The following is a 2,251-nucleotide window of genomic DNA, read 5'->3' on the forward strand; positions in this document are numbered from 1 at the left end:
CGGTGGCCTACCCGCGGCACCACCCCCAGCCGCAGCGGCCGACGCCGCGGCGCAGTCCGTCGCCGATCACCTACGTCCTGCTCATCGCGGTGCCCGCACTGGCCGCCGTCGCCGCGCTCCGCCCGCGCTGACCCCTGGAGGAACCCGTTGTCGGAATGGCTTGTTCTCACCCTGGCGATGCTGGCCGCCTGCGTGGTGGTCGTCGTCATCACCCTCGTGCGGCACCGTACGAAGGCCGAGGACGACGATCCCACCGAGACCCCGGACGTCATCGAGTACATGACGATGTGGATCGGCGTGGTGTACGCCATCGTCCTGGGCCTGGCCATCGCAGGCGTCTGGGAGGCACGCGCCGCCGCCCAGGACCACGTCCAGGCAGAGGCCCAGGCGCTGCACGAGATCTCCGAGCGCGTCCGCGTCTACCCGCCCGACGTCCGCGACCGGATCCGCGGCGACGTCGACACCTACGTCGGACACGTCGTCACCACCGAGTGGAAGACCATGACCGACCACGGCCGGGTCACCGGGCGGGGCGACGAACTGCTGGCCCGCGTCCGCGCCGACGTCACCGACTACCAGCCGAAGTCGGACTTCGAGGCGCAGGCCTACCAGCCGCTGGTGGACCAGGTGGCCGCCGCCGCCCAGGCCCGCACCGCACGCGCCGACTCCACCGGACCGACGATGCCGGGCGTGGTGTGGTTCGGGCTGCTCTCGGGGGCCGTCGTCACCATCGGGATGGTGTTCGCGCTGCAGATCCGCCGTACCGCACGGGAACTGGTCCTCGCGGGGCTGTTCTCCGCGCTGATCGCCTTCCTGCTCTTCCTGATCTGGGACTTCGACGCCCCCTACAGCCGCGGGGTGTCGGCGACGGCCGGCCCCTTCCTGGCCCTGTTCCCGCATCTCACCGGCTGACGGGCCGGTGGACTGACGGACTGACGGACTGACGGTTTCCCGGTCGTGTCCCCCGCCTGCAGGAACGCCGTCCCCTGTGCGGCCCACGGCGTTGCCCCGTTCGCCCGGGTGCGATCGCGCCGCGGTGCACATCTCCCTAGCGTTTGATCATCGAGGTGCATTTCCGGCGCAGGCGGAAAGGGTCCGCAGCTGCTCCTCGGGGACCGGAGGATTCATCATGCGCGTAATACGAGTCGTTTCGGCCGCACTGCTGGGGCTCGGCGCTCTCACCCTCTCCGCACCGGCCGCCGTCGCCAGCGGCGGTGACGGCCACTCCTACGGGGGCGGAGGCGGCTACGGCGGGGGCGGCTACAGCGGGGGCGGCTACGGCCGCTCCGACGACGGAGATGACAACGAGGGCCGTTACGGCGGCCGCGGAGGACACAGACCGGAGCACTTCCACCATGGCGTCCGGGCGGGCGAAGGCGGGACCATCGCCGATTTCGATCTCAAAGAGGTCGGAATGGGCACCGCACTCGTCGCCGGCTCAGTCGGCGCGGCGTACTACCTCTCCCGCCGCCGCACCGGAGAGGAAGGGAGCGCCGCCTGACGGCGCCCCTTCCTCGTCACAGGCCTTCGCCCCGGACCTGCCCAGGTCCGGGGCGAAGGCCTGTGGGTGCGAAGGGATCCGGCCTCCGCCGGGCGGAGGCCGGATCCCCAGGACCGCGGCGGGCGACGTCAGACGCGCTTGTCGGTGCGCCGGCGGCACAGCCAGAACACGCCGCCGCCGACGGTGCCCGCGGCCAGCAGCCCGCCGCCGATCGCCATGTCGGCCGGTGCGGCACCGATGACGGTGCCGCCGCCGACGCCGCCCCGGACCCCGCCGACGACGGTGAAGGCCCTCGGGCGGATCAGCCTCCGGCCGTCGCACTCGGTCGCGATGTCGTACGTCCCGGGGTGGACGTTCTCACGGATGGTCGCGATGCCCCTCGCCCTCTCGCCGAAGGCGTTGACCGGCCGCAGCGGCGTCCTCGGGAAGGCGCGCGACTGCATGACGCCGCCGTTGCGGCAGCCTTCGACCGTGACCGCCAGCTGCCCGCCGCGGGCGATCGCGCCGGGCACGGCCACGATGTTGCGGACGCCGCCCGGGCCGTGGTCGAAATCACCGCCCCGGCCACCACCCCGACCAACGCCGTGACCGAAGTCCGGGCCGAAGTCCGGACCTCCGCGGAAGCCCTCGCCGCCCCGGCCACCACCGAATTCGCCGAACTCACCGAACTCACCACCCGGACCCCGCCGGTGGTCATAGAAACGCGCCCCGAACTCGCCGAACTCGCCGAACTCGCCACCCGGGCCCCGC

Annotated in this window: 4 protein-coding genes; 3 read left to right on the forward strand and 1 reads right to left on the reverse strand. The window is 72.6% G+C overall.

All coding sequences use genetic code 11. From position 1 onward, the window contains the following. The first annotated feature begins 147 nt into the window (after positions 1–147). Positions 148–912, forward strand: a complete 765-nt coding sequence (locus RH94_RS00020) for a bestrophin-like domain (protein ID WP_073945623.1) — start codon at positions 148–150, stop codon at positions 910–912. Between the two features lie 217 nt (positions 913–1,129). Then, positions 1,130–1,501 carry a hypothetical protein gene (locus RH94_RS00025; protein ID WP_073945624.1) on the forward strand — a complete coding sequence of 124 codons (372 nt, stop codon included), beginning with the start codon at positions 1,130–1,132 and terminating at the stop codon, positions 1,499–1,501. Between the two features lie 128 nt (positions 1,502–1,629). On the opposite strand, the gene RH94_RS00030 is transcribed toward RH94_RS00025, so the two are convergent. Beyond that, on the reverse strand, positions 1,630–2,013 hold the full coding sequence (locus RH94_RS00030; protein ID WP_199880831.1) for a hypothetical protein: 384 nt from the start codon (positions 2,011–2,013) through the stop codon (positions 1,630–1,632). A 30-nt stretch (positions 2,014–2,043) separates the two neighbouring features. Here RH94_RS00030 and RH94_RS41085 point away from each other — a divergent pair. Then, a partial coding sequence (locus RH94_RS41085) for a hypothetical protein (protein ID WP_199880832.1) occupies positions 2,044–2,251 on the forward strand: 208 nt, incomplete at its 3' end.

The organism is Streptomyces kebangsaanensis, from assembly GCF_001906585.1.
GTDB classification, from domain to species: domain Bacteria; phylum Actinomycetota; class Actinomycetes; order Streptomycetales; family Streptomycetaceae; genus Streptomyces; species Streptomyces kebangsaanensis.

Bases quoted from the DNA above. Each gene is read 5' to 3' on its own strand.
- RH94_RS00025 (WP_073945624.1), top strand. From the start codon at position 1,130: ATGCGCGTAATACGAGTCGTTTCGGCCGCACTGCTGGGGCTCGGCGCT.